Below are 26,503 nucleotides of genomic sequence, written 5' to 3'. Positions count from 1 at the left end.
GCCGTCTGCGAGTGGGGGCGGAATCCGGGGCATCCGCTCGACTGTGGAGGACGAGACCCGCCCCGCAGTGTCCGATCACCCGGCCGGGCTCACTCCACCGTGAAGTACTGTTCTGCGAGTTCGACCCGGCTGCCGCGGGGCACCAGGTAGCGGCGCCCGGGCTCGCAGCGCAGCGCGCCGTCGTCGGGGCGACGGACGACGGTGCCGTTCCCCGAGAAGCGATCGGCGATCCAGAGCGTCCCCTCGTGCTCGCCGAACTCGAGGTGGGTCTTCGAGACGGACAGCGATCGATCCGCGATCTGCACGAGCTGGTCGAACGACTCGCCTGGCTGCGGGAGCGGCCTGCGACCGATGAGGCCCGTGCCGAAGACCGTGCGGGACTCCCCCGTGCTGAACGTGAGCACGAATCGGGGTGTCGTGCGAGGCGGGGCCGGGGCATCCGTCGACGGCTCGCTCGTCGCCGGCGCCGCCACCGTCGCGGCCACGCCGGCGAAGATGGCCGCCGCCGCACGGGAGCCGCCGACGGGGACGCTGATCACGCCACTGTTCCGGCGCGCGCCGCGCTCGATGACCGTCGTGTCGCCGGGGCGCGTGTCGAGCCGGCGCCGGGACTCGGGGGTGGCGCTCGTCGAGCTGCCGCAGTCGCCGCAGAACATCGCCCCCTCGGGAAGCACGGCCCCGCAGATCCGGCACGTCACGGCGTGGCTCCTCTCCGGCTCACAGCGTACCCCGAGAGGGAGGTGAGCGAGATCGAGGCGACGAGCCGCTCACGGCGGCTTCGCGGCGCCCCGAGTCGTTCGGCCAGCTCGTCCACGCTGGCCCAGACTCGCTCGTCGTCGCCGTCGGCGGGTTCACCGGGTGCGAACACGGCGCGGTCGACGACCGAGGCGAGCACGAGCGGGGCGAGTCCGCCGACGGTCGCGGCCTGTTCGGCTCGCGTCGCGTGCCGGCGGATCGGGTAGCCGTAGTCGGCGGCCGTGTCGGCGAACTCCTGCCAGCCGCCCTCGATCCGTTCGACCGCGGTCGGCGCGCGCCGCCGGATGCGTCGGCGCCTGAGCTTCGCGACGATGATCGCGAGGAACGGGCTCGCGATCACGCCGAGCGCCAACAGCACGACGCCCGTGACCGCGAGCGCGCCGAGGACGACGGCCACCCACGGCTCGGTGCCGTCGTCGCGGTCGTCGAGCGCCAGCTCTGGATCGGAGTCGAGGTCGTCGACCGGCGTGCGCTCAGCCGGAGGCGGGAGGGCGGATTGGGGTCGCGAGACGACGGTCGGCTCGTCGGGATCGCGCTCGGGGATCTCGCGGGGCTCGGGGTTGGGGTCGATCGAGACCCATTCGCCCTCGGCGGTCTGCACCTCGATCCACGCCTGGAGGTCGCTTCCCACGAAGATCGTCGTTTCGTCGTCGGGCTCCCCGGGGGGGCCGGCGGACGGCGGGAGGTAGCCGACCACGACCCGGGCGGGGAAGCCGATGTGCCGCGCCATGAGCGCCGCAGCGACCGCGTACTGCTCCCCGTCGCCGATCATCGGCCGCTCCGTCGCGAGTTCCTCGAGTCGATCGAGGGCATGGCCCGACCGGCTCCGCCCCCTGTCGGTCCCGTCGCCCTCGTCGGCCCGGCCGTGGCTCACGTAGCCCTCACGATGGAAGCCGGCGATCAGCAGCTCGAGACGTTCTCCCTCCTCCGCCGAGGCGGGCGCCCACTCGTCGAGAAGGCGGGCGAGCGTGTCGGGCAGCTCGGGTGAGGCGGGCATGACACTCGTGCCGGGCTGCAACGCGGCGAGGCTCCCGGGATCGCGCGGCACGACCGAGGCCGCGAAGTAGCGGTCACCGGGCTCCAGCCCCGCCTGCACGGCCCCCGTGCCGGTCGTGTCGTTGTAGTAGAAGCTGTCGGCGAGCACCTCGGCACGGGGTCCGTCGAACGTGATGCGTTCGAGCCGTCCGGCACCCGGCACCCACACATCGGAGTAGCCGAGCACGCCGACCTCGAGGCCGAGGCGCTCCCCTTCCGTGCCGGACTGGTCGAGTCGGTACGCCACGCGCGTGAACCGCCCCGACGCAGCGGCGCCGTCGGCTCCCCCGACCGAGTAGACGATGCCGTCGTACGTGTCGAGCGTCGCGATCCGGATGCCGGCGCCGGTGGGGAGCCCCTGCACCTCGAGCATCTCGACATCCTCGACGTCGGGGCCGAACGCGGCGCGGAAGCCGGCCAGCGGGCTCTCCTGGGACTGCGGCTCGAACGGCGGCTGGAGTTCGGCGCGCACGACGCTTCGCGCCGGTGCCGGCAGTGACACGGATGCCGCGGTGGCGCCCACGAGCGCGACCGCGACCAGTGCCGACGCGCCGAGCACGCGACGCGCGTCGGCGAGGGCCGCCTCGACCGGACGACCGCCGGTGATGGCCCGACGCCTCGCGATGCCGACCCGGACGAGCCACGCCACGGCCGTGACGAGGAAGACGAGTCCGGTCTCCACGGCGAGGGCGGAGTGCACGACGCCGAGCGCGATCCCTGCGATGAGCAGGATGGCGGGGGGGATGACGGCAGCCTCGGGGCGACGGCTGCGGAGCGCGATCGTGACGGCGCACGTCGAGGCGATCAGCCCCAGGAGGAACGGCGGCACCAGCAGGGCCTGGTAGGAGCCGACCGGCACGGAGATGGTGACGAGCTGCTTCCACGAGAGGGCGGCTCCCGCGACGAGCTCCCCGAGACCCTGCGGAGTCGGCAGCACCCCGCCGAGCGCCCGGCCGGGGACGGCGGCGGGCACTCCGAGCACGAGGTAGGCGCCGAAGACCGAGGTGAGGACGATCCAGGCCGGCCAGCGGAGCTTCGCACCGGCGACGGCGATCGCGGAGCCCGCGAGGATCGAGAGCGCCGCGGCGACGACGAACGCGGGGCTCTCGTAGACGGGCCACCAGGGGATCATCGCCGCCGCGAGCAGCGCGACGAGGAGCAGGACGCTGATCGCCGTCGGCCAGAACCGATCGGCGCCCGCAGCACGTCTCATGCGGCTCATGCCACCGATGCCGATCTCGCGAGCATCGCGCGGAGGTCCTCGAGATAGCCGATGTCGAACACGGTGAGGCCGGCGACCGAGCGGGCGCTCGCCTCCCCCTCGGGCGCGCACCGCACGGCGACGGTGTCGATCCCCGCCGGAAGCCGGGCTGCCGCGGCACGCAAGGTCGGCACTCCTCGCGCGCTGCCGGTGACGAGGAAGGCGAGCGACACACCGGGCAGCCCCTCCGCCGCGGAGCGGGCGACATCCGGAAGCATGACCGACTGCTCCTCGGGCTCGACGAGGCAGAGCGCATCGAGCAGCCGGTCGCGCGAGACGGTGGGGAGCTCGCGCATGACGCTGCCGGGCGCGGAGCCCGATCTGCCCCGACCCGACACCACGAACGACAGGGTGCGCGCATCGCGGATGGCCCTCGCCCCCACCGATGCCGCAGCGCTCACCGCGAGCTCGAACTCCGCCTCGTCGGCATATCCACCCGGTTCGAGGTCGAGCAGGACCATGAGCCGGCTGCGGCGCGTCTGCTCGAACTGGCGCACCATGAACGTGCCGGTCTTCGCGGTGCTCTTCCAGTGGATGAATCGGCGGTCGTCGCCGGGCACGTACTCGCGGAGGGCGTGGAAGGCGATGTCGCTCGCCGTGAGGTCGCGCGTGGGCGAACCCTCCAGGTCGCGGATGAATCCGGTGCTGAGGGCGGAGATCGCCACCGTGCGCGGGTGCACGTGCAGCTGGACGGTCTGCGACCAGACGATCTCGCGGCGCATGAGGCCGATCGGGTCGGCGCGAACGGTGCGCGCGGGCCCCACCGCGACGATGCCTCGTCGTTCGGTGGGAATGCGGAACTGGTCGTCGTACGCCCCGCCGCGCGGGAGACCGGGCAGCACCCGTTCGATGACGCGGGAGCCGACGGGAACCTCGAGCTGCACGCCTCCGAAGCGCCGACGTCCCGGATTCGCCGCGACGAGCCGGGCCTCGGCGAGTTCCCCCACGACGACCCTCGGCGTCGGCAGCACGAGTTCGATCGTCGATGCGCCGCGACCGATGAGCCAGACGGATGCCGCGGCCGCGAGCAGCGCGAGGCCCCATCCGATCGCGATGAACTCGATCCAGCCCCACGTGTAGCCCACCGCGACCGACACGATCGCCCCGCCGATGACCGCCCAGCCGAGCGGTGTCACGACGCCCTGCACCGCCCGCGCCCACCCGGCGACGACGTTCGCCCCTTGGCGCGTCCAGCCGACCACGCGCCCGATGACGACCGCGAGCAGCCCCTCCGTCCTGGCCTCCTCGGGGATCGTCGTGCGCGTCTGGGTGAGGGTCACACGGCCTGCCTGGAGGATGGGGGCGGGGTCTCGATGAGCACCTGGGCGATCATGTTCGACGCGGTCACCCCGTCGAACTCCGCCTCGGCGTCGAGGATGAGGCGGTGCGCGAGCACCGGTTCTGCGAGCGCCTTGACGTCGTCGGGAACCACGTAGTGCCTGCCGCGTGCCGCCGCATGGGTCTTGGCCGCCCGGATCAGGGCGAGCGCGCCCCGGACGCTCACCCCGAGCCGCACCTCACGTGCGGTTCGCGTGGCGTCGACGAGTCGGGACACGTAGTCGTGGATCGTCGGGTCGACGTACACGGTGCGCGCGAGCGCGGCCATCTCGACGATCTGGTCGGCGTCGAGCTGCGCCTCGACGTGCTGGTCGTGCGCGCGCTGGTCGGCGCCCTCGAGGATGCGGATCGTCGAGGCGTGGTCGGGGTACCCGATCGACGACCTCATCAGGAACCGGTCGAGCTGCGCCTCGGGCAGGCGATACGTTCCGGCCTGCTCCACGGGATTCTGCGTGGCGATGACCATGAACGGATGCCCCACCGGATGCGTCTGGCCGTCGACGGTGACCTGGCCCTCCTCCATGACCTCGAGGAGCGCCGACTGGGTCTTCGGGCTCGCTCGGTTGATCTCGTCGGCGAGCACGATGTTGGCGAACACCGGTCCGGCATGGAACTCGAAGGCACCGCTGCGCTGGTCGTAGACGGTGACCCCCGTGATATCGCCGGGGAGCAGGTCGGGAGTGAACTGCACGCGGTTGCTCGTGCCGGCCACGGATTGCGCCATCGCCCGTGCGAGCGAGGTCTTTCCGGTGCCGGGGACATCGTCGAGCAGCAGGTGACCCTCGCTGAGGAACGCCGTGAACGCCAGCCGCACGACGCGGTTCTTGCCGAGCAGCACCTCCTCGACCGCCCCCACGAGTCGGTCGAGGTTCGCGGCGAAGCGGGTCGCCTCCTCGGGGGTCATCGTCATCTCTGCTCCTGGTTCATCGGTTCGACTGCGTTCATCGGTTCGTGTACCGGGCTTTCACGCCCGCGACCTCAACATCCAACCAGACCCGGTCACCCGGCTGGGCCGAGGGGATCTGGCACGTCGTCTCCGACTGGGCCGCGTGCCCGTTCGCGTCGCCGTCGACCCCGCACCGGAAGGTCGCGGGCAGGCCCGAGTTGTCGGGCGCCGCCGTCCACGACCAGGTCGCCGTCGCCTCGACCCACACGCGGCTCGGCAGCGCGAAGGTGAGCGTCGGCTGCGGGTCGGACGGCAGCACCTGCGACCACGGGCCGCAGCTGCCCCAGATCGAGCACTGGCGCACCTGGAATCGTGCCGACTCGCCGAACGGCCGGCCCAGGAGGGCGCGCAGCCAGCCGGAGCCGCGGAACTGGGAGGGCTGGCCGATCTGAGCGCCGTTCGCGTCGACGGCGATGATCTGGAGGGTCGGCCCGCCGCCGACGTCGGTGATGTAGCGGTCCCACGTCTCGGCGTTCATCCAGTCCATGCGGCTGCGCACATCGGTGACCTGGCCCGGTGCGGGTCGCACGACGACGCCCGCGACCTCGGTGTTCGCGCACGCCGCACGGTTGAAGCCCCAGACGACGAAGGAGTAGCGCGTCGCCTCGGTGGCCGTGCCGGAGAACTGCACGCTGGAGGCATCCGGCCCCACCCGCACGACGTCGGCGACCGTGCCGCCGCTCGCCGGGGCGACCACCTCGCCGGGCGCCGGGCTCGTGACCGAGCAGGCCTGGGGGCCGGCGGGCACCGTGGTCTGTCCGTCGGCGAGCCGCTGCACGAAGTAGCCGCCGATCGCATCGCCGTTGCCGTCGAAGGGCGACCACGAGACCGTGACCGTGCCGGCGGAGGCATCGCCGGTGACGGCGATGCCGCCCGCGACTGGTGCGCCGAACGGCATGCCGCTGCCGCCCGCCTCGGTCCACGCGGCGAGCGCCGGGTAGGCCTGATTGCGGGCGCTGACGGTGAACGGGACCTGGCTGCCGTTCGCGAGTCCCCGGAATTCGGTGGCGCACGCGGTGGCGGTGCATGCGGTCGCGGCATCGACTTCGCGCGAGACGCCCGCCACGGTGACGACGTACGATTCGACTTCGCTGCCCGCGCCCGTGCCGACAGGCGCCCACTGGATGCGCAGGCCGCCGTCGAGCGGAAGCGCACCGAGGCCCTGCGGCGGCGGCGGGATGACATCCGACCAGATCGGTCCGGGCGCCTCCACCGGGTCGGAGAGGCCGATCGAGTTGCGCGCCTGCACCCGGACGTGCACGGCGTTGGCCTGCCCGTTGCCCGGCGTCGGCACGGTGCACGTCGTCGCGGCGCAGGTCGAGGTGCCGACGACGTCCCCGCCCGGCGCGACGAGCGAGATCTCGTACCCGGTGATCGGGGAGTTGTTGAATCCTCCCGCACCGAACACGACGTCGAGCGTGCCGTCGCCGAAGCCGGTCACCTGCGCGCCGGTGACCGGGTCGGGACGATCCTGCACCGAGATCGTCACCGTGCCCCATGCGTAGCGGCTCGGGTCGTCGGTCGCATCGGCGACCTGGTACTGCAGGGTCGTGTTGATGGGCGCGGCGGTCTGGTCGACGAAGACCGTGAGGGTCGATCGATCCTCGCTCGGTTCGATCGAGACTCCGGCGGGCAGGCTGTCGTCGAGCCCGCGCACGCCGACGACGCGGAGGGGTGTCGCCGGGAACGGATTGGTCGCCCGATCGTTCTCGAGCACGTCGATCGTCGTTGTGCGGCCCCGTGCGGCGGCCGCGATGTCGGCGTTGGGCTGCGCGAGCGGCCTCGTCGACGGCACCACGCGCAGCTCGACCCGGCCGGGCGACCCGACGCCCGAGGCATCCGCCACTGCGATCGAGGCCGCCTGGCGGGTGCCGCTGGGGGTGGCCTCGGCGGTGGTGATCGTCAGGTCGCTGCCGTCGAGCGACAGCTCGAAGCCGTCGGGTTCGGGTTGCAGCACACGGAACTCGAGCTCGTCGATGGCGTCGGGATAGGGGTAATTGGTGAGCTTGACGAGGTCGATGGTCTTCGACTGCCCGGGTTCGAAATCGATGACGCCGCCCGTGAAGGCCGGCGGCTGGTCGTCGATCGCCTCCACCTGGATCGGGATGACGATCGTGCCCGTCCGGGCGGTCGGGTCGGCTGCCGACTCACCGTCGGTCACGGTGAACGAGAGCGAGGCGAGCCCGGCGTAGCCGGGTTCGCTGCGATAGCGGAGGGTGTCCTCGTCGACGGCGAGCTCGGTGCCGTCGCTGTGCGAGGCGTGCACCGTCGCGGCATCCGTGATCCGCACGGGGCGACCCGACGCCGCGATGACGTAGTCCTCGAGCTCGAGCACGACCTCCTCGCCGCTCTGCACCGTCACCGTCGGAGCGTCGCGCCGCAGCTGCGGGAGCGCGTCGTCGCGCCCGGGGACCCAGATGAATGCGTACGCCGTGACGTCGGGGTCTTCGGGGTGGCTCACCGAGAAGGGGATGATGCGGCGCTTGTCTTCGATCTCGACGCGGATCCTGCCGTCGGGCCGCACGTGCGCCCCGCGGTCGTAGCCGTCGACGAGGCCGACGGTGAGGTCGGCGACAGGGCCGTCGGCGAGGAACACGTTCCGAAGCACCTCGACGTCGACGAACTCGTCGTCGACGATGTCGCTGAGGCTCAGCACCGTGTCGGCGGCCTCGGGACGGGCGAGCGGTGCGTCGTTCCGCGCCTCGACGGTGAGGAAGGTCGAGGCCGTGCCGAGGCGCTCGTTCTCGACCGTGTAGATGAAGCCGTGGTCGCCCTCGCCGTCGGGCACCTGCACCTCGATGGTGTCGCCGGCGATGGTGGCGATCGCACTCGCCTCGGTCGGCTCGACCGATCGGAGGACGAGCGCGCCGCCGTCGGGGTCGGAGTCGTTCGAGAGCACGCGCACCGAGATCGTGCGACCCGGGCGCACCGTCACGGTGTCCTCGACGGCGATGGGCGCACGCGCACCATCGAGGCGCGGGGCGATGCCGACGCGGATCAGGCCGGTCGCCTGTGCGCCGAGCGCATCGACGACCGAATACTGGAACGAGTCGGTGCCGGCGGAGTACTCGCCCGCCTCGTACTCCAGCCAGTCGCCGCCCCGCTCGACGACCGCGCCGCGATCGGGATTCGACACCTGACCGAGCAGCTGCACCGAGTCCCCGTTGGGATCCGTGCCCCCGAGCGGGATCGGGATGCGCACGGACTCGCCGGCGAGCACGCGCGCGGTCACCGTCTCAGGGACGGGCGTCGAGTTGGTCTCGACGTCCGCGGCCCGCACCGAGATGGCCACGGTCGCCGTCGCGAACTGCCCGTCGGCGTCGATGCGGTAGACCGCCTCGAACTCGCCCGGCTGGTCGGGGGCGAAATAGCGCAACCGGTCGCCGGCGACGAAGAGGAACCCGCCGCCGGGCTCCTCGACGAGGTCGGGGGCGAGCGTGAACGGCAGGGCGTCGGGGTGCTCGTCGTTGTCGAGCACGGCGATGTCGACGACGTCGCCCGTGCGAGCCGAGATCGTGTCGGGGGCGGCGACGGGCGGCTGCGGGCTTGCGGGTGGGGGAACTTCAACGACCGTCACCTCGCCCTCGGCCTCGGCGAGGCCGTTGGTCACGCGGTAGCCGAACGTCGTCGACCCGGTGACGAGCGGGCCGGCGAGCGTCACGCGGAGGATGCGGTGGTCGACGACCTCGACGCGAACCCCGTCGTCCTCCGCCGTGTCGGTGAGCCCGGTGACGATGAGCACGCCCCCGGTCGGGTCGATGTCGGTGGCGAGCACATCGACGTCCACCGGCTGCTGAACCCTCAGGAACGCCGTGTGCGGCACCGTGATCGGCGTCGTGTCGCGGTCGGGCGGCGCCGAGACGTCCACGCGCACGACGCCCGTCGCGGTCATGGCCCCATCGGTCACGGAGTACTCGAGGTAGTGCGTGCGCACCGCCCCGCTCGTGAAGCGGAAGCTCCCGCCGTCGAAGTCGGGCGTCAACGTCACCTCGGGCTTCGCGGGCACCGCGCTCAGGCGGACGTGCCCTGAGCCGCCGCGCACGTGCCGGAGCGGGTCGATGCGGATCTCCTCCCCGGCGGTGGCAAGCGCGACGAACGGCTCGGCGACGAGCGGGACAGCCCCCGGCGCACGCACCGAGACCGTGAGCGACCCCGCGGACTCCAGGCGTCCGTCGGAGACGACCAGCGAGACCTCGCGCGTCGATCCTGCTCCGCCGCTCTCGTCGAAGACCACCACCCCCTCGGCCGTCGACGACGTCTTGTCGGGTGCGGAGGCGTACGCCGAGAGCAGGAAGAACGGATCGCCCTCGGGATCGACCCAATCGCCGAGCACGGCCGTGGTCACCCGGCCGCCGCTCTCGACCGCCGTCCGGGTCTGGCGCTGCTGCACCGGCGGCGCATTCTCGTCGTCTTCGCGAACGGTCACGTTCACGATCGCATGGGCGGTGCCCCCGTGGCCGTCGCCGACGGCGTAGCCGAACGAGACGGTTCCGGATGCCGCGTCGTCGAGCGTGAGCTGGAGCTGCTGGTTGTTCGAGACCCGGTCGAGCCGTGCTCCGACCGGCAGCACTCCGTCGATGCCGTCGACGACGAGGACATCGCCGTTCGCGTCGTAGTCGTTGAGCAGCACCGGCAGGAGCGTGGATCGGCCGGGTCGTGCTCCGAAGTCGTCGTCCACCGCGACCGGGGGCACCTGGGTCTTGTCGATCGTCGGCGGCGTTTCGGGGTCGTTCTGCTCGACCGTCTCGTCGTCGCGCTCATCGGCCAGCAGCAGGTTCCAGTTGTCGATGAGCCCGTAGTCGTCGGATGCCGCCCAGGTCGTGCCGCGCTTGCGCTCGTTCAGCACGAGCGTGTCGCCGTTGGCGAGGAACTCGAAGTCACCGCCTCCCGTCGCACCGGCGAGTTGGATGAGCGGCGCGTCGGCGCCCGAGGCGGTGTCGGAGCACGAGCGCCACGCGTCGCCGCTCACCCAGGCCGCGTGGAGGCATCCGTCGTGGCGGACCGGAGCCGCGGGTGTGGCCGCGACGCCGCCGACGAGCACCTCGGGATCGCCGCCGCCGAGGCCGACGCTGATGAGCCCGCGGCGGTGCGCGATGGCGACCGAGTCGCCCGACGAGGCGGGTGCCTGCAGCACCGGGCGGTCGGACGGTTCGAGCGCGCCCGTCAGGTCCACCGGATCGCGGCCTTCGAGCCGGAGCACGAGTTCGCCGGCATCGAGCACCGCCCAGTGTCCGGCCACCGACGTGATCTGCACCTCGGGGTCGCCGTCGACCGGCGGCAGCTGCCACCTCGATGCGACCGTCTCCTGGTCGGCTGCGTCCACTCGGGCGACCACGCCCGTCGACGGAGTGTAGGCGAACATCACCCCGTCGGGGTCGACGCTCGTCACGGCACCGGCCCCGAACGTGAGGATCGGATCGGCGTCGCTGTCGAAGTCCGCGAAGTCCGCGGCGGGCACCGACCACACGTCTCCGCCGGCCGCCACGATCACCCGGGAACCCGCCAGCGCGACGGAGGTCGCCTCAGGTGGCACGGCCACCGTCTCGGTGACGGTCGACGTCGTCGGGTCGATGATGCCGACGCTCGCCCGGTCCCGGTCGAAGACGAGCACGGTGGAGCCCTGCTGCACGACCTCGGGCGCGGACGCACCGGTCTCGACGACGGAGTTCAATTCGAGCACTGCGGTGTTCGCACGGCCGACGGATTCGAATCGCTCGTTCACGACCCACGCCGCCGCGTCTCCGAGGTCGACGCGCTGTGCCGCATACCCCCCGGATGCCACTGCGACGCCCACGACGAGCGCGACGACGGCCGTCACGGCACCCGCCGTGGCGAGCGCCGATCGGCGGCCGTCGAGCCTGGGAAGCCGCATCAGCCGACTCCGACCTCGACGTCGACGCAGCGCACGGCACTCGGCAGGCCGGATTTGCCCTCGCGCGTGACGGTGACGGTCGCGCAGACTCGGTCGCCGTCCTCGGCGCCGATCTCGAGGAACGCATCGTGCTGCATGGGCCGGGGCTCGCCGTCGATCGTGACGATGTACGCGTCGCCGCCCGCGATTCCAGGATCGTCCCACGTGAACGTCACCGTCGTGCCGTCGACCGTCGCCTGCACATCGGTGACGGCCGGGATCGATCGCGTGCCCTGCACGAACGCGACCACACCCGCCCCGACGACCACCACGAGGAGCGCGGCGGCGGCCGAGATGCCCCACACGAGGCGCTTCGCCGTGGGTGGCGGGGTGCGCGAACGACCGGTGCTCGCGCCGTGCTGCCGGGAGTCGGCGCCGAGCACCGTGACCGCGCCCGTGCCCGTGCTCCGCAGCGACGGGCGACGGGCGCGCCGGCGCCCGCCCCGCCCATCGCCCACGGCGTGCTGGCCGGTGACGCGCGTTCGCTCATCGAGGTCGATCGCCGTGGCGAGAGCCCAGTCGTCCATCGCGACCTCGAGCGGCGTCTGCGGGAGTCCGAGCTCCTCCTCGACCGACTGGAGGTCGCGGATGAACTCGAGCGCGCTCGCCTGACGATCATCGGGCCTGCGCGACATCGCCCGGGCGAGCACCCGTTCGAGGCCGGGCGGCACGTCGATGCGGCCGGTCGGCGGCACCTTCGCCTTCTCGATCCGCGTCATCAGCGCGATCGACGCGTTGTCGCCACCGGGCACCTCGAACGGGCTGCGCCCCGCGATGAGGGAGTACACGGTCGCACCGAGCGACCACACCTCGCTCGCGACCGTGCCCGACACGTCGTCGTGCAGCACCTCGGGCGCCGACCAGGGGATGGAGAGGCCGACGGCATCGGTCGTCTCGGCCTCGCCGAGCGTCGCGGCGATGCCGAAGTCGGAGAGGACGGGATGCCCGTACGCGGTGGTGAGGATGTTCGACGGCTTGATGTCGCGGTGCAGCACTCCCTGGCGGTGGGCCGTCTCGACCGCGCTCGCGATGCGCACCCCAGTGGAGAGCACTTCGGCGAGGGGCAGCTGCGCGGCACGATACCGCTGCCCGAGTGTCGAGGAGCAGTACTCCATCACGAGATACGGGCGTCCGTCTGCGGCCACGCTCGCCTGGTAGACCGTGAGGATCGACGGGTGCGACGACAGTTGCGCCATGAGGTTCGCCTCGGCCTGGAACATCTGCCGCAACTGGTCGTTCACCACTTCGGCGAGCAGCACCTTCACCGCGACGAGACGGCGGGGCATGTTCTGCTCGTAGAGGAACACGTCGGCGAACCCGCCCGCACCGAGCACGCGGATGAACGCGAACCCGGGCAGGTTCGGCGGTGTGGACGGCAGACGCCTCGACACGATCCTCCCAGCGCTCGGGCACTCGGCACCCCGGGGAAGCCCGGCGGTACCCGGTGTCCACCATTGTAGGTTGGCTGCGGATGTCGCAGCGAAGGCTGTGCGGAGCGGACCGGGTCGCCCGCGGCATCCGTCAGTCGAGTCGGCTGTCGCGGCCGCGTGCGCGATGCTCCCCCGCCGTCCGGACGACCTTCAGCACGTCGACCACGACGACCGTCACGTTGTCGCGGCCGCCGTTGCCGAGCGCGGCGTCGACGAGCTGTCGTGCCGCGGCATCCGCCTTGCGGTTCGCCATCAGGAAGTGCCGGATGCCGTAGGCGGTGAGCTCCTTCGTGAGCCCATCGGAGCAGACGAGGAGTCGCATGCCCTCCTCGATCGCGATCGCGCGATAGTCGGGGATGGGAGCCTCGTGGAAGCCGACCGCCCTCGTGATGACGTTCGAGTGCGGGTGGGTGTCGGCTTCCTCCCGAGTGATCTGGCCGGCGTCGACGAGCTCCTGCACGATCGAGTGGTCGACGGTGAGCTGTTCGAGCACGCCGCCGACCAACCGGTAGACACGCGAATCGCCGATGTTGAAGACGATCCATGCGGGGTCGTCGGAGATGGTGCCGAGGGCTGCGCCGGTGACCGTCGTGCCGCTTCCCTCGTCGGTGACGCCCGCGCCGCGACCCATGTCCTGCACGGCGAGGCGCAGCGACGCGTCGATCTCGGGAGTGCCGATGGTCGTCTTGCCGCCGTGCTCGGCGAGCCGCGTGACCACCGCCGCGCTCGCGAAATCACCCGCGGCGTGCCCGCCCATGCCGTCGGCCACGGCGAAGATCGGCGCCTGCGCCACGAAGCTGTCTTCGTTGGCCTCGCGACGAAGACCGGCGTCGGTGACCGCAGCCCAGGAGATCGTGACCTCGGAGCCGTCGGCCAGCGTGACGCGATGCCGTGCGTTGCCGTTGCCAATCTGGGTCACGGATGCGGCCTGCTGTCTGTCTGGGCCCGCTCGGCGGGAGCTGCGGGGGCGAGGAGGATCTCGACGATCGTATCGTCTCCGAGATCGAGGCTCGTGCCCGGTGGCACCACGATCGATTCGCCCGCCCGCATCCGGCGTACGCCCGACGGGGTGCGGACGATCGTGCCGTTGGTCGAGCGGAGATCCGTCGCGACGAGCCGCGAACCTTCGATGCGGAGCTCGAGGTGCGTGCCCGAGACGACGGCTCCCGGCGAGTCCACGGTGACGAGCTCGGGGGCCACGCCCGTGGCTCCGGGGATCCGCGGTGCGAGCGGACGACGCCCGATGAGCACGGGGGCGGCGACCGGATGCGGGGCGCCGCCGCCGATGCGGAAGGCCGGCACGCCGGATGCGGCGGGTGCGATGGCCGGCGAGGCATCCGCGGTCTCTGCATCATCGGCGATCGGCGCGGCCTCCGCTCCGGGCGATCGCGACGGCAGCGCGATGGGGCGTGTCAGGTCACGACCACGGGACAGGAGGATCGTGTCCGCGTCGACGATGGAGCGGACCGCGCCGCCCGTCGGGATCTTCTCGCACGACCATTCGATCGAGGACGCACGCAGGCTCGCGCGTGCATGCGGCACGGGATCCGCCGCCTCGCCGAGCCGGTCGAGCGGCGCGTCCGACGCGGTGATCCGGAGCGCGACCACGTCGGTGAACTCGGCGAGATGCCAGGGCCGGATGCCGCGGGCGTCGAACCGGCGGGTGCCGCCGGGCGAGGTGAGGTCGACGACGGCGTCGCCGCGGACGACCGCGGTGACGTCCGTGGGATCGCCGCCGGGCCACCACACGACGGCGAACGACTCGGTCGGGCCGGCCGGCGGAACCGGGATGCACGCGACGAGCGATTCGATCGTCGCGCGTTCGTCGGCCGACGCCTCGGCGAGCGCGTTGGTGCACGCGTCGGGCGCCGGTGCCGCCAGTGCCGCGATGAACCGGTGGCCGACGACGAGGTCCCACTCGGCCGCGCCGGGCAGGGCTGCGCTCATGACGGATCCGGCGACCATGGCGACCAGTCTGGCACCGTCTGGTTCGCGCGTCAGCCGATGTTGCTCACGACGTGACTCGGTGCGCGTGGATTCCTCGAAGCCGCAGCTCGAGACGTGCTCGCCGTGGCCCGAAGTGCGTGAACCCGCCGTGCGGGATCTCGGAGACCGTAGGAATCAGTTGTCAATCGTCCGTGAATCGACGGAATCGCTTGCCTGCGACATCCGTCACTGTCACAATCGTCAGATGACGAACGCAGCTCGCTCGGGCACGTCGCGGCCCGTGCACCTCGACGATGTGTCGAAGGCGATCATCGAGCAGCTGCAGGCCGACGGCCGCAGGTCGTACGCCGACATCGGCAAGGCGGTCGGGCTCTCGGAGGCGGCCGTGCGGCAGCGCGTGCAGCGGCTGACGGAGTCGGGCGTGATGCAGATCGTCGCGGTCACCGACCCGATGCAGCTGGGCTTCACCCGGCAGGCGATGATCGGCATCCGTGCCGGCGGCGACACCCGGCGCCTCGCCGAACAGCTGGCCGAGATTCCCGAGGTCGACTACGTCGTGCTCACCGCGGGCAGTTTCGACCTGCTCGCCGAGGTGGTCTGCGAGAGCGACGATGAGCTCATCACGCTGCTCAACTCGCGCATCCGCAATCTCGACGGCGTGCTCAGCACCGAGACGTTCGTCTACCTGAAGCTGCACAAGCAGTTCTACAACTGGGGTACCCGCTGAGCGGGCGCCCCCTGAAGGAGGACAGAGATGACCACCCTCGAATCGCCGACGAGCCTCGGAGCCGTCGGCTCCGACAACGCCGCGCTGCAGCAGAAGGCGAAGGACCACCTCTGGATGCACTTCGCCCGGCAGTCCACGATGGAGGCCTCCGGCGTGCCGATCATCACCCGCGGTGAAGGGCATCGCATCTACGACATCAACGGCAAGAGCTACATCGACGGGCTCGCCGGACTCTTCGTGGTGAACGCCGGTCACGGCCGTAGGCGCATCGCCGAGGCAGGTGCGAAGCAGGCCGAGGAGCTCGCGTTCTTCCCGATCTGGTCGTACGCGCATCCGAAGGCGATCGAACTCGCCGATCGACTGGCCGATTACGCGCCCGGCGATCTCAACCGCGTCTTCTTCTCGACGGGCGGCGGCGAGGCGGTCGAGACCGCCTACAAGCTCGCGAAGAACTACTGGAAGCTCATGGGTCGCCCGACCAAGTACAAGGTCATCTCGCGCGCCCTCGCCTACCACGGCACCCCGCAGGGTGCGCTCGCCGTGACGGGGCTGCCGATCAAGGCGCCGTTCGAGCCGATCACCCCCGGCGGCCTGCGCGTGCCGAACACGAACTTCTACCGCGCTGCCGAGATGGGTGCGCCGGCCGACGACATCGAGGCGTTCGGCCGCTGGGCCGCGAACCGCATCGAGGAGCAGATCCTGATGGAGGACCCCGAGACCGTCGCGGCCGTCTTCCTCGAGCCCGTGCAGAACTCGGGCGGCTGCTTCCCGCCGCCCCCCGGGTATTTCCAGCGCGTCCGCGAGATCTGCGACAAGTACGACGTGCTGCTCGTCTCCGACGAGGTGATCTGCGCGTTCGGCCGCATCGGCGGCATGTTCGCGTGCAACGAGCTCGGCTACGTGCCCGACATGATCACCTGTGCGAAGGCGATGACCTCGGGCTATGCCCCGATGGGAGCCACGATCATCAGCGACAAGATCTACGAGCCCTTCAAGCATGGCGACACCACCTTCTACCACGGCTACACCTGGGCCGGTCACCCGGTGTCGGCCGCCGTGGCGCTGGAGAACCTCGACATCTTCGAAGAGGAGAAGCTCAACGAGCACGTGCGCGAGAACTCGCCGCTGTTCCGCGCCGAGCTCGAGAAGCTGGGCGACCTGCCGATCGTCGGCGACGTGCGCGGCGCCGGGTACTTCTTCGCGGTCGAGCTCGTGAAGGACAAGGCGACCCGCGAGACCTTCGACGAGGACGAGTCGGAGCGCCTGCTGCGCGGGTTCCTGTCGACCGCGTTGTTCGACGCCGGGCTCTACTGCCGGGCCGACGACCGCGGCGACCCCGTGATCCAGCTCTCGCCGCCGCTGACGATAGGCGTGCCCGAGTTCCGCGAGATCGAACAGATCCTCCGGAGCGTGCTCACCGAAGCCTCGAACCGCCTCTGATGCGGCGACCGCTGCATCAGACGACGGATGGCGCATCCGCCGCCTATCGGCGGTCGAGCTTCTGGCTCGACGACCTCGTCGTCTCGGGGCGCGACGACCTCGCGCCCCGGGATGCTCTCACGGCCGACGCGCGGTTCGACGTCTGCCTCGTCGGCGGCGGCCTGACCGCGCTCTGGACCGCCTACTCGCTCGCGAAGGCAGATCCGACGCTTCGGATCGCCGTGCTCGAGCGGGAGATCTCGGGCTTCGGCGCGTCGGGCCGGAACGGCGGCTGGTGCTCGGCGCTCTTCCCGCGCTCGCCCGGCTCGCTCGAGCGCGAGCACGGTTTCGACGCGGCGGTCGCCATGCGGCGCGCAATGGTCGACACCGTCGACGAGGTCGGCCGGGTCGCCCGGCTCGAGGGCATCGACTGCGATTTCGCGCGCGGCGGCACGGTCGTGTTCGCCCGCACCGAGGTGCAGCGCGACGCGGCCCGCGCGGATGTGGCCGAGATGCGCCGATTCGGCGTCGACCGGCCCGCATACTGGGATGCCCCGACGATCCGCGGCCGGTTCGGCGTGACCGGTCAGGGCGACGAGACACCGGGAGCGATGTTCGACCCGGCGTGCGCGCGGGTGCACCCCGCGAAGCTCGTGCGGGGTCTCGCTCGCGTCGTCGAGTCGCTCGGCGTGTCGGTCTTCGAGCGCACCGAGGTCGTCGACTGGGCGGCCGGGCGGGTGCGGTTCCGCGCCGTCGACGGCGGGAAGGAGGGCACGGTGTCGGCGCGGCACGTGATCGTCGCCCTCGAGGGCTACGGCCCGCAACGGCCGCGTATGCGGCGACGCATCCTGCCGCTGTACTCGCTCATGATCGCGACGGAACCGCTCTCCGACGACGTGTGGGACGAGATCGGCGTCGAGCACGGCCAGACGTTCAGCGACTACCGTCACCTGCTCGTCTACGGACAGCGCACGGCCGACAATCGCTTCGCCTTCGGTGGCCGCGGCGCCAGGTACCACTGGGGCAGCGCACTGGATCCCGCCTTCGAACGGGTCGACCAGGTGTTCGAGCACCTGCATCACGCACTTCGCGACCTGTTCCCGGCGGCGGGCGACACCTCGATCACGCATCGCTGGGGCGGACCGCTGGGCGTGCCACGCGACTGGCACGCCACGGCGAGCTACAACCCCAGGACCGGCGTCGGCTTCGCGGGCGGGTACGTCGGCGACGGGCTGTCGACGACGAACCTCGCCGGCCGCACGCTCGCCGACCTCGTGCTCGAACGCGACACCGACCTCACCAGCCTGCCCTGGGCGAATCACCGCTCGCCGCTGTGGGAGCCCGAACCGCTGCGATTCGCGGGCGCCAACCTCGGCATCCTCGGCATGCAGTTCGCCGACGTCGAGGAACGGGTCACGAAGCGCCCGTCGCTCGCCGCCCGGCTGATCGCGCCGCTGACCGGTCACTGAGCCCCTGGGCGGCCGGGGTCCGCGAACGCCCACGCGGGCAGTGCGCCGCTGCCGATGAACGCGGCGAGCAGGCTCGCCATCGCGTGATCGGGCTCGACGTCGAGTGCACGGTCGATGAGCGCCCCCGCCGCGGAACCCCGGCCGAGCGACCACGCGAGCCACGCCGCCATGCACAGCGGCGCGGCACGCCACCCCGCCGGTGCATCGGCCGCCAGCGGTCGGAGCACATCGAGCGCGCGGTCGACGCGGCGAGGATCGGGTCGGGTCGTGGACTGCCCGAGAAGGAGCCGTCCGAGCATCTCGGAGACGTCATCCTCCTCGCCGCTGTCGAACTCGCGTCGCACGAGTCGATCCACTGTCTCGCCGCACCGAGCCGCGCGGGCAGCCGTCGCATCGGCATCGTCGTGGGCGATCATGCCGACGACCGGCCCGAACGCGAGCTGGAGCATCATCGCGTCGCGCATCGGCGGTGAGCCGGCCAGGTGCAGGAACCAGGCGAGCCGTTCCACCGGATGCGACCCGGGGTCGTCGCGCAGCAGCGCCTCGACGAGCTCGACCGGGTCGGCCTCCGCCCCCAATCGCTCGAGTCGCGCCTCGACCTGCGCGTCGTCGGCGAGTGCGTCGAGTTCGGCTGCGATGGCGGCGGCGCGGCGCTCGTCGGGTTGCGGCAATGCTCCGCCCGACGCGGGCGAGCCCAGGCCGGACGCCGCGACGGGTGCCCGATCCGCAGCCGCACTGCCCTCGATCATCGCGAGCGGGTGCCCCGATGCCGGCGTCTCGGGGTCGAGCAGCGAGCCCCAGGCGTCCGCCGCCCGGCACAGCGCGTCACGGACGACGAACCCCGCCTGCTCCGCGCGTCGCACGACGAGGGACAGCAGGGCTCGTTCGGGCAGGCCTCGGCGGGCCGCGAACGTCGCCTCGGTGTAGGCGATCGGCACGACCGCGTCCACGCCGGGCATCCGGCACAGGGTGCCGATGAGGGTGTCGGCGACGAACGGGCGATCTCGTGCCCTTCGCGGCAGGTCGTACCGGAGCACGCCGGCGGAGCGGTTGCCGCGGAACGCGACGCACACGATCGATCGTTCGGGACGGAAGCCGGCGAGGGCCGGGACGAGCGCCAGCAGGTCGTGCGCCGCGCCGGCGCGGATGATGGTGGTCATACGGGAAGCGTGCCGCCGCGGCATCCGTCACCGTCGCTCCGCTCGCCTTCCGTGCAGTGCCGGACGCCGGCCTGCGATGTCGAGGACGAGTCAGCGACCGGCGAACATGGCGGAGACTTCGCGCTGCACACGGCCGACCCGTCCTCGACAGGGGCGTCTTCTGATCGCGTGCTCAGCCATGTCCGATTCCCGCGAGTCGATGCCGGATGCCGCGACTACGCTCGAATCATGACCAACGTGTTCCTCATCCGGCTCGAGAGCCCGATCGGCCGCATCGAGCTCCTCGGCGACGACATCGCCGTCACCGGCCTTTCCATCGAGCGCGACGGAGCGCTCCCCCACGACGATGAGCCCGAGCACTCGAACCCGTTGCTCGAGGCCGCTCGAGTGCAACTGCTCGAGTACTTCGCCGGCAGTCGCACCGGGTTCGACATACCGGTGCGACTCGTCGGCACCCCATTCCAGGAGGCCGTGTGGGCCGAGCTGGAGCGTCTCGGCTGGGGTGAGGCGACGTCGTACGGAGCACTCGCGGCAGCGGTCGGCAGGCCCGGCTCGGCGAGGGCGATCGGCGGGGCGGTGGGTGCGAACCCGGTGCCGATCATCGTCGGATGCCACCGGGTGCTCGCCTCCGACGGCCGCATCACTGGTTACTCCGGCGGCGACGGCATCCCCACGAAGCTCTGGCTGCTCGGCCACGAACGCATCGGCTTCGCCGCGTGAGCGTCATCCCGCGCACCGATCTGGTCGAGGGCGACGACGGCAGGTCCCGATGCGCCTGGGGTGCGAACGATCCCGAGTACCGTCGCTACCACGATGAGGAGTGGGGCACTCCCCAGCACGACCCCGGCCGGCTCTTCGAGAAGGTCTGCCTCGAGGGCTTCCAGGCCGGCCTGTCGTGGATCACTGTCCTCCGCCGCCGGCCGGCGTTCCGCGAGGTGTTCTACGGGTTCGACGCCGAACGTGTCGCCTCGATGACCGAGGCCGACGTCGAGCGACTGCTCGGCGATGCGCGCATCATCCGGCACCGCGGCAAGATCGAGGCGACGATCCAGAACGCCAGGGCCACGCTCGCGCTCGAAGTGCCGCTCGACGAGCTGCTCTGGGGCTTCGCTCCCCCGCAGCGGGCCGCCCCGCTCACGTTCGCCGAGTTGCCCGCCGTGACGGCCGAGTCCGAGGCGATGAGCACGATGCTCCGCAAGCTCGGCTTCCGGTTCGTGGGCCCGACCACGATGTACGCGCTCATGCAGGCGGCCGGCATGGTCGACGATCATCTCGCCGGCTGCTTCCGGGCAGGAGCGACGTCCACGGCGATCGCGACGCCGACACTGAGCGGTCCGACACCCGCCGCCTGACGAGTCACCGACGTCACCGCCGATCAGGCGACGAGTTCGAGTTCGTGAGGCCCCACCGCGGAGCCGTCTCGAACCTCGAGCGTGAAGCCCTTCCGAGCCGCCCAGTCGATGAGACCGTCCACCGAGGCGAGCTCGGGCCGTGATTCGAGGAGGGCACGCGTGAAGCGTCCCTTGGCCTGTTTGTTGAAGTGGTTCAGGGCACGTCGCCGGCCGTCGGCTCCGATGGAGACGATACGCACGAACACGCTGTCGACGCGCCTCGGTAGAGGGCCGAGCTCGGCGTAGCCCTCCGATCGCAGGTCGACCGTCACCCCGCGGTCGTCGGTGAGCCGGCCGGCGAGGGCCGATCGCCAGTGCCGCCGCAGTGCGATCCCGGGCACGCGCGAATCGTGCGAGAGCCGATACGCCGGAACCGGGTCGAGCGCGCCGACGAAACCGAACAGTGCGGAGTGCACGACGACCGTCTCAGCGGCGAACGAACGTGATGCGTCGTCGAGGCTGCCCGCATCGAGCGCATCGAAGAGCACGCCGGTGTAGCGGTCGATCGCCGGCATCGTCGGCGTTTCCCGGAGGCGCCGATTGCGGTCGACCTCCGAGGCGAGTCGCGGCCCGAGCCTCAGCGCGCGCATCATCGCGTCGGGGTCATCGGCGAGCGCGACGACACGATCCACGAGTTGCCGTCGCAGGCCGGTGAGCTCGGGGTGAGCGAGCCTCGTGAGGTCGAGCGGCGCGCCGTTCCCGCCGTCGCGCTTGGTCTCGGACGGCGGTAGCAGGAGCCGCATCTACGCCGCGATGAACGCGAGCGCCGCGTCGACGTTCGTGCCGAGCGGCTGCACGCTGTCGATCGTCATCCGGGGAAGCGCCGACGACGGGCCCGTCCAGGGGGCGTACCCCTCCAGGCTCTGTTCGACGGCACGCCACGTCGGCGCCTCGAGATGCGGGAGACGATGCTCGCGCTTCTCGAGACGCGCGCGGTGCAGCGCCTCGTCGGAGCAGACGACCTCGATCACCCGCAGTCGCACCTCGGTGCGTTCGGCCAGGTCCCGCCATTGCAGGCGCGCGGCTTCGCCCGCGTTGACGGCGTCGACGACGACCGTGCGCCCGGAGTCCAGCTCCTTCTCGGCGATCTCTTCGGCCACGAGGTAGGCGGCGAGCCCCGTCGGCTGGTCGGCGTCGATTCCCGCCCTGAGGATCGCGGACTCGATCGGGTCGACGGACACGACGGTGGCGCCGAGGCGCGCACCGACGATCGCCGCGATGGTCGACTTGCCCGCGGCGGGCAGTCCGGCCATGACGATGAGCTGGGTGACGCTCAGGTCCCCGAACTGGCGCTCGATCGGCTGCTCCCCCTGCATCCGTGTCTCCTCAGGCGAGCTCGGCCCGCGACGCGACCACCTGCACGGCGTTCGACTGCACCGACAGGAATCCGTCTTCAGCGCTCGCAGTGATCTTCTCGCCGCCGGGCAGGCTGACGCGAACCTCGCCGCCGGCGAGGATCGCGAGCATCGGCTCGTGACCCGGCAGGATGCCGATCTCGCCTTCGACGGTGCGCGCGACCACCATGGCCGCCTCGCCCGACCAGACCTCCTGGTCGGCCGAGACGACGCTCACATTGAGGGTGGCCATGCTCAGCCGTTCTCCTTCTGGATGCGGGCCCAGTTCTCCTCGACGTCGGAGATGGGACCGACGTTGAAGAACGCCTGCTCGGCGACGTGGTCGAAGTCGCCGCGGGCGATCGCGTCGAACGACTCGATCGTGTCCTTCAGCGGCACGGTCGAGCCCTCGACACCCGTGAACTTCTTCGCCATGTAGGTGTTCTGCGAGAGGAACTGCTGGATGCGACGCGCGCGGGCGACGGTGATCTTGTCTTCCTCGGACAGCTCGTCGACGCCGAGGATCGCGATGATCTCCTGCAGTTCCTTGTTCTTCTGGAGGATCTGCTTCACCGTCGTGGCGACGCGGTAGTGGTCCTCGCCCAGGTAGCGGGGGTCGAGGATGCGCGAGGTCGAGGTGAGCGGGTCGACGGCGGGGTAGAGGCCCTTCGACGCGATCTCACGCGAGAGCTCGGTGGTGGCGTCGAGGTGCGCGAACGTGGTCGCCGGCGCGGGGTCGGTGTAGTCGTCGGCGGGCACGTAGATCGCCTGCAGCGAGGTGATCGAGTGGCCGCGCGTCGAGGTGATGCGCTCCTGCAGGATGCCCATCTCGTCGGCGAGGTTCGGCTGGTAGCCGACGGCCGAGGGCATGCGGCCGAGCAGGGTCGACACCTCGGAACCCGCCTGGGTGAAGCGGAAGATGTTGTCGATGAAGAGCAGCACGTCCTGCTTCTGCACGTCGCGGAAGTACTCCGCCATGGTGAGCGCGGAGAGGGCGACGCGGAGACGCGTGCCAGGCGGCTCGTCCATCTGGCCGAAGACGAGGGCGGTCTTGTCGAAGACGCCCGCCTCCTCCATCTCGTGGATGAGGTCGTTGCCCTCACGGGTGCGCTCGCCGACTCCGGCGAACACCGACACACCGCCGTGGTCCTGCGCGACGCGCTGGATCATCTCCTGGATGAGGACGGTCTTGCCGACGCCGGCACCTCCGAAGAGGCCGATCTTGCCACCCTGCACGTACGGCGTGAGGAGGTCGATGACCTTGATGCCCGTCTCGAAGAGCTGCGTCTTCGACTCGAGCTGGTCGAAGGCCGGGGGCTTGCGGTGGATCGGCCACCGCTCGGTGATCTCGATCTGCTCGCCCGGCTCGGCGTTCAGCACCTCGCCGATGACGTTGAACACCTTGCCCTTGGTGACGTCGCCGACGGGTACCGAGATCGCCTCGCCCGTGTCGGTGACCTCCTGGCCGCGCACGAGTCCGTCGGTGGGCTTCAGGGCGATGGCGCGCACGAGGTCGTCGCCGAGGTGCTGGGCGACCTCGAGGGTGAGGGTGGTGGTCTCGCCGTCGATCGAGATCTCGGTCTTCAGCGCGTTGTAGATGTCGGGGATCGCGTCGTGCGGGAACTCGATGTCGACGACGGGGCCGGTGACGCGGGCGATGCGGCCGACGGCTCCGATGGCCTCTTCGGCGACCGGCGCGGTTGCGGTGTCAGTCATTCTGGCTCTCTCTTTTCTGGATTACTTCTTGGCGGCGAGCGCGTCGGCGCCGCCCACGATCTCGGCGATCTGCTGCGTGATCTCGGCCTGGCGCGCCTCGTTCGCGAGGCGCGTGTAGTCGGTGATGAGCTTGTCGGCATTGTCGCTGGCCGACTTCATCGCCTTCTGCGTTGCCGCGTGCTTCGCCGCCGCCGACTGGAGCAGCGCGTTGAAGATGCGGCTCTCGATGTAGACGGGGAGCAGCGCATCGAGCACCGTCTCGACGTCGGGTTCGAACTCGTAGAGCGGCTGCACGGTCGAGTCGGGCTCCTCGACGCCTTCGACGACCTCGAGCGGAAGCAGGCGCACGACCTCGGGGGTCTGCGTCATCATGCTCACGAAGCGGTTGTAGACGATGTGGATCTCATCGACGCCGCCGTCACTCGCGTCACGAAGGAACACCTCGAGCACGGCGTCGGAGACGTCCTTCGCGAGCTCGAACTCGGGGCTCTCGGAGCTGCCGGTCCATTGGCGTTCCGAGGCGCGGCGCCGGAACTGGAAGTATCCGACGGCCTTCCGGCCCACCAGGAAGTACACGACCTCCTTGCCCTGCGAACGGAGGAGCTCGCTGAGCTCCTCCGCCTCGCGCAGGACCTGCGAGTTGAAGGCGCCCGCGAGGCCGCGATCGGAGGTGAGGATCACGACGGCCGCCCGGTCGATGCGCTCGGGCTCGGTCGTGAGCACGTGCTCGACGTTCGAGTACGTCGCAACCGCCGACACGGCACGCGTGATGGCGCGCGAGTACGGCGTCGAAGCCGTCACGCGCGCCTGCGCCTTCTGGATGCGCGAGGCGGCGATGAGCTCCATCGCCTTCGTGATCTTCTTCGTCGTCTGGGCAGACCTGATCTTCTGCCGGTAGACCCGAAGTTGCGCTCCCATTTCTCTCCTGTATCCCTAGGGCCGATCGTCGGTCGTCGCCTAGCGGCGGGACTTGACGATCTTCTCCTGGTTGACGTCCTCTTCGGCGATGGCCTCGAACTCCTCGCGACCGACCGACGCGAGCGGCTTGCCCTCGCCGGTCTGGAACTCGAGCTTGAACTTGTCGACCTCGGTCTCGAGCGTCGCGACGGTCTCGTCCGAGAGCACGTTCGTGTCGCGCAGGTCGGTGAGCACCGAGGTGTTGCGGCCGAGGTAATCGAGGAACTCGCGCTCGAAGCGCAGGATGTCCTCGACGGGAACCTCGTCGAGGTGGCCCTTCGTTCCGGCCCAGATCGAGACGACCTGCTCCTCGACCGGGTACGGCGAGTACTGCGGCTGCTTGAGCAGCTCGGTCAGGCGCGCGCCGCGGGCGAGCTGACGACGGCTGGCCGCGTCGAGGTCGCTCGCGAACATCGCGAACGCCTCGAGCGAACGGTACTGGGCCAGCTCGAGCTTCAGGGTGCCCGAGACCTTCTTGATCGACTTCACCTGCGCGTCACCGCCGACTCGGGAGACGGAGATGCCCACGTCGACCGCGGGACGCTGGTTGGAGTTGAAGAGGTCGGACTGGAGGAAGATCTGGCCGTCGGTGATCGAGATGACGTTGGTCGGGATGTACGCCGACACGTCGTTCGCCTTCGTCTCGATGATGGGCAGGCCCGTCATCGAACCCGCGCCGAGCTCGTCGGAGAGCTTCGCGCAGCGCTCGAGCAGACGCGAGTGCAGGTAGAACACGTCGCCGGGGTATGCCTCGCGACCCGGCGGGCGGCGGAGGAGGAGGGACACGGCTCGGTAGGCCTCGGCCTGCTTCGACAGGTCGTCGAAGATGATGAGCACGTGCTTGGAGTCGTACATCCAGTGCTGGCCGATGGCCGAACCGGTGTACGGCGCGAGGTACTTGAAGCCGGCCGGGTCCGAGGCGGGTGCCGCCACGATGGTCGTGTACTGCATCGCACCCGCGTCTTCCAGCGCGCCCTTGACGCCGGCGATGGTCGAGCCCTTCTGGCCGATCGCGACATAGATGCAGCGCACCTGCTTCGACGGGTCGCCCGACTCCCAGTTCGCCTTCTGGTTGATGATCGTGTCGATCGCGAGCGCGGTCTTGCCGGTCTGACGGTCGCCGATGATGAGCTGGCGCTGGCCGCGGCCCACCGGGATCATCGCGTCGATCGCCTTGATGCCGGTCTGCAGCGGCTCGTGCACCGACTTGCGCTGCATGACGCCGGGCGCCTGGAGCTCGAGTGCGCGACGGCCCTCGATGCCGGTGATCTCGCCGAGGCCGTCGATCGGGTTGCCGAGCGGGTCGACGACACGGCCGAGGTAGCCCTCGCCGACGGGAACGGAGAGGACCTCGCCGGTGCGGGTCACCTCCATGCCCTCCTCGATGCCGGTGAACTCGCCGAGCACGACGACGCCGATCTCATCTTCATCGAGGTTCAGCGCGAGGCCGAGGGTGCCGTCGGCGAACCGGACGAGCTCGTTCGCCATGACCGAGGGCAGGCCCACGACGTGCGCGATGCCGTCGGCTGCGTCGGAGACGTATCCGACCTCGGTCTTCTGCGCCTGGCCCGGCTCGTATGACGAGACGAACTCCGAGAGAGCCGAACGGATCTCGTCGGGGCTGATGGTGAGTTCTGCCATTGCCATTTCCTTCTCTGAGGGCCAGGCCCTTTTCCTGTACCGGTCGTACAGCTACTGGTGTGTCG

The 26,503-nt window shown here is 70.8% G+C and carries 20 protein-coding genes; 5 read left to right on the top strand and 15 right to left on the bottom strand.

Features of this window, described 5'->3' with window-relative positions:
• Positions 1–89: 89 nt before the first annotated feature.
• The 8 genes from ACFWN7_RS02665 to ACFWN7_RS02630 all read right to left on the bottom strand — a co-directional run bounded on the left by ACFWN7_RS02665 (position 90) and on the right by ACFWN7_RS02630 (position 14,642).
• Positions 90–698 (bottom strand): hypothetical protein, encoded by a 609-nt coding sequence (locus ACFWN7_RS02665; RefSeq protein ID WP_376937136.1) that lies wholly within the window; start codon positions 696–698, stop codon positions 90–92.
• Positions 695–3,004 (bottom strand): transglutaminase domain-containing protein, encoded by a 2,310-nt coding sequence (locus tag ACFWN7_RS02660; protein WP_376937135.1) that lies wholly within the window; start codon positions 3,002–3,004, stop codon positions 695–697. Before ACFWN7_RS02660 ends, ACFWN7_RS02665 begins: the two co-directional genes overlap by 4 nt.
• Positions 3,005–3,009: 5 nt before the next feature.
• Entirely contained in the window at positions 3,010–4,332 is a 1,323-nt protein-coding gene (locus ACFWN7_RS02655) for a DUF58 domain-containing protein (protein ID WP_376937134.1), read from the bottom strand.
• Positions 4,329–5,300, bottom strand: a complete 972-nt coding sequence (locus ACFWN7_RS02650; protein WP_376937133.1) for an AAA family ATPase — start codon at positions 5,298–5,300, stop codon at positions 4,329–4,331. Before ACFWN7_RS02650 ends, ACFWN7_RS02655 begins: the two co-directional genes overlap by 4 nt.
• Before the next feature lie 31 nt (positions 5,301–5,331).
• Entirely contained in the window at positions 5,332–11,208 is a 5,877-nt protein-coding gene (locus tag ACFWN7_RS02645; RefSeq protein ID WP_376937132.1) for an Ig-like domain-containing protein, read from the bottom strand.
• The gene (locus tag ACFWN7_RS02640) at positions 11,208–12,638 is read right to left on the bottom strand and encodes a serine/threonine-protein kinase (RefSeq protein WP_376937131.1); all 1,431 of its coding nucleotides are present in this window, start codon (positions 12,636–12,638) and stop codon (positions 11,208–11,210) included. Before ACFWN7_RS02640 ends, ACFWN7_RS02645 begins: the two co-directional genes overlap by 1 nt.
• Positions 12,639–12,768: 130 nt before the next feature.
• Positions 12,769–13,596 (bottom strand): PP2C family protein-serine/threonine phosphatase, encoded by an 828-nt coding sequence (locus tag ACFWN7_RS02635; protein WP_376937130.1) that lies wholly within the window; start codon positions 13,594–13,596, stop codon positions 12,769–12,771.
• Positions 13,593–14,642 (bottom strand): FHA domain-containing protein, encoded by a 1,050-nt coding sequence (locus ACFWN7_RS02630; protein ID WP_376937129.1) that lies wholly within the window; start codon positions 14,640–14,642, stop codon positions 13,593–13,595. The genes ACFWN7_RS02635 and ACFWN7_RS02630 overlap by 4 nt, the downstream gene beginning before the upstream one ends.
• A gap of 226 nt (positions 14,643–14,868) precedes the next feature.
• Between ACFWN7_RS02630 and ACFWN7_RS02625 the strand changes: the two genes are divergently transcribed.
• From ACFWN7_RS02625 to ACFWN7_RS02615, 3 genes are read left to right on the top strand one after another with little or no spacing between them, the layout of a single operon-like run.
• Complete coding sequence (locus tag ACFWN7_RS02625) at positions 14,869–15,351, top strand: Lrp/AsnC family transcriptional regulator (RefSeq protein ID WP_376937128.1); 483 nt, start codon at positions 14,869–14,871, stop codon at positions 15,349–15,351.
• 27 nt (positions 15,352–15,378) lie between these two features.
• Positions 15,379–16,791, top strand: a complete 1,413-nt coding sequence (locus ACFWN7_RS02620) for an aspartate aminotransferase family protein (protein WP_376937127.1) — start codon at positions 15,379–15,381, stop codon at positions 16,789–16,791.
• On the top strand, positions 16,791–18,239 hold the full coding sequence (locus ACFWN7_RS02615; RefSeq protein WP_376937126.1) for an NAD(P)/FAD-dependent oxidoreductase: 1,449 nt from the start codon (positions 16,791–16,793) through the stop codon (positions 18,237–18,239). The genes ACFWN7_RS02620 and ACFWN7_RS02615 overlap by 1 nt, the downstream gene beginning before the upstream one ends.
• Here ACFWN7_RS02615 and ACFWN7_RS02610 read toward each other — a convergent pair.
• Positions 18,233–19,399 carry a DUF4192 family protein gene (locus ACFWN7_RS02610; RefSeq protein ID WP_376937125.1) on the bottom strand — a complete coding sequence of 389 codons (1,167 nt, stop codon included), beginning with the start codon at positions 19,397–19,399 and terminating at the stop codon, positions 18,233–18,235. The genes ACFWN7_RS02615 and ACFWN7_RS02610 overlap by 7 nt on opposite strands.
• 228 nt (positions 19,400–19,627) lie before the next feature.
• Between ACFWN7_RS02610 and ACFWN7_RS02605 the strand changes: the two genes are divergently transcribed.
• Positions 19,628–20,119 (top strand): methylated-DNA--[protein]-cysteine S-methyltransferase, encoded by a 492-nt coding sequence (locus ACFWN7_RS02605; RefSeq protein WP_376937124.1) that lies wholly within the window; start codon positions 19,628–19,630, stop codon positions 20,117–20,119.
• A gap of 5 nt (positions 20,120–20,124) precedes the next feature.
• Positions 20,125–20,751, top strand: coding sequence for a DNA-3-methyladenine glycosylase I (locus ACFWN7_RS02600; protein WP_376937331.1), 627 nt, complete (start codon positions 20,125–20,127; stop codon positions 20,749–20,751).
• A 23-nt stretch (positions 20,752–20,774) separates the two neighbouring features.
• On the opposite strand, the gene ACFWN7_RS02595 is transcribed toward ACFWN7_RS02600, so the two are convergent.
• The 6 genes from ACFWN7_RS02595 to atpA are packed head-to-tail and all read right to left on the bottom strand — an operon-like array spanning position 20,775 to position 26,438.
• Positions 20,775–21,533 carry a YaaA family protein gene (locus tag ACFWN7_RS02595; RefSeq protein ID WP_376937123.1) on the bottom strand — a complete coding sequence of 253 codons (759 nt, stop codon included), beginning with the start codon at positions 21,531–21,533 and terminating at the stop codon, positions 20,775–20,777.
• Positions 21,534–22,106, bottom strand: coding sequence for an AAA family ATPase (locus tag ACFWN7_RS02590; RefSeq protein ID WP_376937122.1), 573 nt, complete (start codon positions 22,104–22,106; stop codon positions 21,534–21,536).
• A gap of 10 nt (positions 22,107–22,116) precedes the next feature.
• Complete coding sequence (locus tag ACFWN7_RS02585) at positions 22,117–22,377, bottom strand: F0F1 ATP synthase subunit epsilon (RefSeq protein ID WP_376937121.1); 261 nt, start codon at positions 22,375–22,377, stop codon at positions 22,117–22,119.
• A gap of 2 nt (positions 22,378–22,379) precedes the next feature.
• Positions 22,380–23,840, bottom strand: coding sequence for a F0F1 ATP synthase subunit beta (atpD, locus tag ACFWN7_RS02580; RefSeq protein WP_376937120.1), 1,461 nt, complete (start codon positions 23,838–23,840; stop codon positions 22,380–22,382).
• A 21-nt stretch (positions 23,841–23,861) separates the two neighbouring features.
• Positions 23,862–24,758: a F0F1 ATP synthase subunit gamma gene (locus tag ACFWN7_RS02575; RefSeq protein WP_376937119.1), complete on the bottom strand. Its 897-nt coding sequence runs from the start codon at positions 24,756–24,758 to the stop codon at positions 23,862–23,864.
• A 39-nt stretch (positions 24,759–24,797) separates the two neighbouring features.
• A complete protein-coding gene (gene atpA, locus ACFWN7_RS02570) occupies positions 24,798–26,438 on the bottom strand; it encodes a F0F1 ATP synthase subunit alpha (RefSeq protein WP_376937118.1) in 1,641 nt (546 codons plus the stop codon).
• Positions 26,439–26,503: the final 65 nt, after the last annotated feature.

Origin of the sequence: Agromyces sp. NPDC058484 (genome assembly GCF_042720415.1) — a bacterium.
Taxonomy (GTDB): domain Bacteria; phylum Actinomycetota; class Actinomycetes; order Actinomycetales; family Microbacteriaceae; genus Agromyces.
The sequence above is the reverse complement of the archived record's forward strand: the minus strand, read 5'-3'. Positions and strand labels throughout refer to the sequence as shown.